Source organism: Halorubrum sp. C191 (assembly GCF_002727095.1).
GTDB classification, from domain to species: Archaea; Halobacteriota; Halobacteria; order Halobacteriales; family Haloferacaceae; genus Halorubrum; species Halorubrum ezzemoulense.
In genome coordinates this window covers 1-4558 of sequence record NZ_NHNZ01000141.1, presented here as the reverse complement: position 1 = coordinate 4558, position 4558 = coordinate 1, and the positions used below count along the sequence as shown (strand labels likewise).

Below are 4558 nucleotides of genomic sequence, written 5' to 3'. Positions count from 1 at the left end.
GGGGTTCACCGGAGCTGAACCCCGCGGAAGAGTGTTGGAGACAACTTGATCAAGAACTTGGGAACCGCCTGTTTGACACACTCGACGATCTCCGTGAGGCTGCTCTCTCTGCACTCGACCGGGTCGAAATCCCAGATGTGTTTACGTATTTATGTCCGTGAGTATAACTAAAGACAGATGACGCCTGTGGTCTGGCCACAAGGAGACCATCTTGATACGCCTCTCGGAGATATATTAGCGAATTACGAAACCCCTGTTGAACGGGTCTACAGCAATACTCTTGGCAAGAAAGTCTGGGGAAACGTCTGTCAGAACTGTGACTCATACCAAGGAAATCATTTCATCCAGCAAGAGGCACTGGAGATTGACCCTCCACTGGTAGACTGTCCACATTGTGGGGATGAACACGAATGGAGCCCGGACAAAGGGATGGGTAGAGCATTCGGACAGGGATGGGTCTCATGTCCAGAATATGGTGAAATACCGGTTGGTGACCCACGGGGAGAGTGATGAATCACTTCACTCCATACAGGGCCAGATCAATAGTATTTCAAAACTCGAATGAGTAAATTGCGACATGTACGATCTCACTGGCTTTCAGCGCGATCTGCTGTACGTAGTTGCCGGACTTGATGACCCCCACGGACTCGCGATCAAAGACGAACTCGAGGACTACTATGAAAAAGAAATCCATCATGGCCGACTCTATCCAAATCTCGATACGCTCGTTGAGAAGGGACTCATCGAGAAGAGCCAGCGCGACCGACGGACCAACGAGTACACCACTACCCGTCGGGGCACCAGAGAGATTGAAGCTCGGACTGAATGGGAAGCCAACTATATTGATCACGACAGCTGATCGAACCGCCGCGTTCGAGGACTGTTTAGCTCTAGTATTTCACGCCCTTCTCGTGTGAACTCCACGTAGCGTATCTAGACACCGTAGAAGAGACTATTTAGATTAATACTAATATTAAGATTAAGATTAACTCGATTTCTGCCTTCTCAAAATTCGAACTATATTTGGGACTCGACCAAACACCTGGTCGAGAAGAATCATCCACTGTTTTTCAATGGATTGTCCAAAGATAGAATCAAGAACCTGTTTGAGAAGGAAATCAGTCGGGCAGTAGCTCAGACAGGCAACAGACAGCTGTCCCAGGCCTCTGTCGATGACGACTCCGACAACGAGTAGTACCGCATCAACCACATCTGGGTAGCCCCACAGCTGACAGAGCGATCGCTCTGTTGTCTTCATGGGTGCTATCCGTTCCTTGGTACTGTTAGGATTTTTCCTAACACTTATCGGAGCAGGGTGCGTCGGCACATGTGTGGATGAGCGATGATGTCACCGTGCTCGAAGACGAGATTGAAGCCTACGCCGACGGCACCGTTGCGCGGGTGCGTGTTCTTTCGGTCCCGACCTCAGGCGTGTTCTTTCGGTCCCGACCTCAGACCGGTTCGAGGACGGGATCAAGTACGCGCACCACTACGGTGAAGCCGGCGCAGACGATCCAATCATCCGGTTCGACAACCACCACGGCGTCCACGAACTCCACCTCGGCGGTGAGACCTTCGAGATCGACTACCCCGGCCTTGCGGAGATCTTCCGCGCCTGGCGGGCGGCACTCCCAGAAGAGAAGCGCGACGACTGGTAGCCCGATCAACTACGGTGACCGACGTACAGACCCGCGACTAATTCCGACCCACAACCCTACACCCCCCCCATGACCCAGACACTCCATGTTCAGATCAAGTCTGCCGACCGTAGCGACCTCGAAGAGCGCCTCGAGGCGATAGACGCCGGCGAGGACGTCGACCCCAGCGAACCGACGCTCTCGATCGAGAATCTCGAAACGTTCGGTCGCGTCTTCCGCTCGACCAACCTTGAGCTCTTGGAGGCGATCGTCGAACACGAGCCGGAGAGCATCCGCGAGCTCGCTCGCCTCGTTGATCGGAACCCACCAGAGGTCCTCGAGAACGTGAACGAGCTGGCCGACTACGGCCTCGTCGAACTCGAGGAGAATGGCCGGGCAAAGCGGCCGGTCGTGTGGTACGACGAAATCGACGCCGACATCCCGCTCACGACTGGGTCGGGACAGGGCCGGAAGGCGAACGCCTGACTCAGCGAAGATACACGATGGGCGACGACGTCGATCCCGAGAATCCGCGCCCCGATGGCCACTACCACGTCGACCGCGACGCAGAGTGGTACTACGTCGACGACGACCTCGCGGGGACGATCGCCCTCGGGCCAGCGACCGACGGCGAGCCCGGTGACGGCTGGGTGCTTACGCTCTCGGCCGCGACGTCGGACGAGGATCCCGATCCGGCCGAGCGTGTCGCCGTTCGCCTCACGCCGTGGGCGCTCCACGCGCTCTACATCGAGGCGCGGAATCTCTCACCAGACGCTCGTCAGGCAGGTCACACCGCCGAGTGTGGGCTCTGCGGCGAGCAGGTTCCGCTCGACCGGGCATGGCCGGACAACCGCAAGCGACCGTGTCACCCAGACTGCTACGCTGATGCGTTCGGTGCGCCGCCCTGGTACGATGGACAGTAGCTTGGTGTCGCTAGAGCGTCACAGATGAGCGGGAATAAGCTTCTCATCGCTGCTAGTGCGACTGTGATCTGGGTCATCTCGGGGGTACTCTTGTTTGAGGTGGCGAGTTTGGCGTCGGCCTTCGAACTCGCAGTTTCTGGCCCGATCTTGGACCTCACATCGTTGCTTGATGCGTGGCTACTAGCTGGAGCTATCCTCGGTGTCGTTGACGTCGCCCTCCTCTGGGATATGGCCACTGGGTGGTGACCACGAAACACCGACACCGCCCTAGTACCCGGCTAGCAGCCGTTTGTCCGGAAGAAGCTGTCAGACTAATCTTAAGATTAAGATTAATTCGTATAAGTGAAATGCTCTCTTAAGACGTGAATACGAATGCCAGTATCCACAAATCAGTTATCTAAGAACAATTTCTGGGAGCCTCCATACAGTCCGACACAACTGCCACAAGATATTAGTTCTCGGTTCACGTATCATGAATTACGATGGTAGTAACAAACGCCCCGACTGCGGACGAGAACGGCTCGAAAGAGGGCACCGCACGCTCCTTTATCGCGGCCTCAGAGATACTGGTGAATCCCGACATCGCCAGAGTGTATACTGACATCCTGCTGAATCAGCCTACTACGAACAGCAGTATCGAGCGTAGACTCGATCTTGCCGGAAGTACAACCTCAATGCGGGTTGGAAAGCTCAAAAACTTAGACATTGTCGAGGATGTCAGTAGCGGGAAAGAGAGCCAGCTCCGGACTGATTCACTATTTCTCCCCGTTGGGGAGGGAGAGACGCGGATACTGTTTGACCCGCTTACGATCGCCGCTTACGGTGTAAGCGGCGAGGTTAGTGAGATCGAACTCTTCGTTGATCGGCACGGCAAGGCGAAGCTGCTGATGGCGGTTGAGCAGACACGGGCATATCTCAGTGGCGAGGTGACTCGTCGTGGAGCAGCAGACCGCCTCAATGTTGATGAGATCGAGGCTATCAGCATCACGCAGGCGCTGGAGCCGATCATTGCCCTGTTTGTCGAAGCAGGGCTCATCGATGATTCCTTCGAACACGACGTACATGATCGGAAGATTCGAAACACTCCGTACGTGTTTGAGCAGGAATGAGCGATCGGCCGAAATTAGTTGGCTCTTCACCCCTCTACCCGCTCCCGGATGCACTCCTCGTTGACTCGAGCGTCTTGGGTGGAATCGGGCGATCTACTCCAGAACGGCGACAGCTATTGACCTCCTCCTCCGCGTAAACGCGGAGGAATCCGACCATCGGATTCGGGCGGTCGTCGCCGTTTGGTTCCAACCCGCACTCGGAGGGAACCGGCGACACACCGGGGGAACTCTCGTTTGTCTCCCTCGTTGGGCTGTGGCCCGGCCAATGAGGCCCCGTCGGAATCCGTGTCATTGCCGTGCGAACCACCACTGGTTCGCCACCCCTTGTGGTTCGGGGACGGCCTCTCACCGATTCCGTAGCATCCGTGCTTACTAGAGGCCACGGACTTCAAACTGCCGGGATAAACGAGCCGAGTGTCGCTCGACCTCCGCCTGAAGACGGAGGTATGCGCTTGTATCTCTATCAACTACATTCAGTCGAATGATAAGCAGTTGTACGTCTCCACTGGAGTAGTCGAGGAGTTGGACAAGGAATGGGCTGGTCCCTACGGTGTCAACGATTGGCTTGATCCAATACGTAACGAGGACTGGATTGTTGCCCTTCCAGAGCCGGATTACGGTGCGCGAATCCGTGACGGACCTACCGTGAGCGAGATGGTTGACGAAGCACACAGAGAGTTAGCCAAGCTCGAACAGGAGCGAGAAGATGAACTCCCGAAAACGGACGCCAAATTCGCCGGTAATCTTGTTCAAATTCGGGTGTCTGAGGGTCACAATTCTGTGGGGCTGATCATCGACGACAGGAACGCAGAGCGCGCACTATCTCAGGTAGTCAGTGAGACGGAGTACGAGCAATTCTTCCGGATACTGCATCCGTTGTAGTTTAGCG

The 4558-nt window shown here is 55.8% G+C and carries 9 protein-coding genes and 1 pseudogene; 9 read left to right on the top strand and 1 reads right to left on the bottom strand.

The window, feature by feature from the left end; genetic code table 11:
* The 3 genes and pseudogenes from Z052_RS14155 to Z052_RS14145 all read left to right on the top strand — a co-directional run.
* Positions 1-161, top strand: a pseudogene (locus Z052_RS14155) (IS630 family transposase); the annotation flags it as partial.
* A 16-nt stretch (positions 162-177) separates the two neighbouring features.
* Entirely contained in the window at positions 178-510 is a 333-nt protein-coding gene (locus Z052_RS14150) for a hypothetical protein (protein WP_094520452.1), read from the top strand.
* 67 nt (positions 511-577) lie between these two features.
* Positions 578-859, top strand: coding sequence for a helix-turn-helix transcriptional regulator (locus tag Z052_RS14145; RefSeq protein ID WP_094580463.1), 282 nt, complete (start codon positions 578-580; stop codon positions 857-859).
* 126 nt (positions 860-985) lie between these two features.
* Here the strand turns inward: Z052_RS14145 and Z052_RS19825 are convergent, their stop codons facing one another.
* Positions 986-1258 carry a hypothetical protein gene (locus tag Z052_RS19825; protein WP_129452622.1) on the bottom strand — a complete coding sequence of 91 codons (273 nt, stop codon included), beginning with the start codon at positions 1256-1258 and terminating at the stop codon, positions 986-988.
* A gap of 214 nt (positions 1259-1472) precedes the next feature.
* Between Z052_RS19825 and Z052_RS21025 the strand changes: the two genes are divergently transcribed.
* The 6 genes from Z052_RS21025 to Z052_RS21020 all read left to right on the top strand — a co-directional run bounded on the left by Z052_RS21025 (position 1473) and on the right by Z052_RS21020 (position 4551).
* Positions 1473-1658, top strand: a complete 186-nt coding sequence (locus Z052_RS21025) for a DUF6516 family protein (protein ID WP_321166870.1) — start codon at positions 1473-1475, stop codon at positions 1656-1658.
* Positions 1659-1727: 69 nt separating this feature from the next.
* Positions 1728-2123 (top strand): transcriptional regulator, encoded by a 396-nt coding sequence (locus Z052_RS14135; RefSeq protein ID WP_006630784.1) that lies wholly within the window; start codon positions 1728-1730, stop codon positions 2121-2123.
* Between the two features lie 17 nt (positions 2124-2140).
* A complete protein-coding gene (locus Z052_RS14130; protein ID WP_094521031.1) occupies positions 2141-2560 on the top strand; it encodes a hypothetical protein in 420 nt (139 codons plus the stop codon).
* Positions 2561-2584: 24 nt separating this feature from the next.
* Positions 2585-2806, top strand: coding sequence for a hypothetical protein (locus Z052_RS14125; protein WP_094521032.1), 222 nt, complete (start codon positions 2585-2587; stop codon positions 2804-2806).
* 236 nt (positions 2807-3042) lie between these two features.
* Complete coding sequence (locus tag Z052_RS14120; protein ID WP_094521033.1) at positions 3043-3669, top strand: hypothetical protein; 627 nt, start codon at positions 3043-3045, stop codon at positions 3667-3669.
* Between the two features lie 414 nt (positions 3670-4083).
* Entirely contained in the window at positions 4084-4551 is a 468-nt protein-coding gene (locus Z052_RS21020) for a hypothetical protein (RefSeq protein ID WP_241897953.1), read from the top strand.
* Positions 4552-4558 lie beyond the last annotated feature (7 nt).

What these genes read in the sequence shown, in the direction of transcription:
- Z052_RS14150 (WP_094520452.1), top strand. Translation starts at nt 178, where the DNA reads ATGACGCCTGTGGTCTGGCCACAAGGAGACCATCTTGATACGCCTCTC.
- Z052_RS14145 (WP_094580463.1), top strand. Translation starts at nt 578, where the DNA reads ATGTACGATCTCACTGGCTTTCAGCGCGATCTGCTGTACGTAGTTGCC.
- Z052_RS19825 (WP_129452622.1), bottom strand. Translation starts at nt 1,258, where the DNA reads ATGAAGACAACAGAGCGATCGCTCTGTCAGCTGTGGGGCTACCCAGAT.
- Z052_RS14135 (WP_006630784.1), top strand. Translation starts at nt 1,728, where the DNA reads ATGACCCAGACACTCCATGTTCAGATCAAGTCTGCCGACCGTAGCGAC.
- Z052_RS14130 (WP_094521031.1), top strand. Translation starts at nt 2,141, where the DNA reads ATGGGCGACGACGTCGATCCCGAGAATCCGCGCCCCGATGGCCACTAC.
- Z052_RS14125 (WP_094521032.1), top strand. Translation starts at nt 2,585, where the DNA reads ATGAGCGGGAATAAGCTTCTCATCGCTGCTAGTGCGACTGTGATCTGG.
- Z052_RS14120 (WP_094521033.1), top strand. Translation starts at nt 3,043, where the DNA reads ATGGTAGTAACAAACGCCCCGACTGCGGACGAGAACGGCTCGAAAGAG.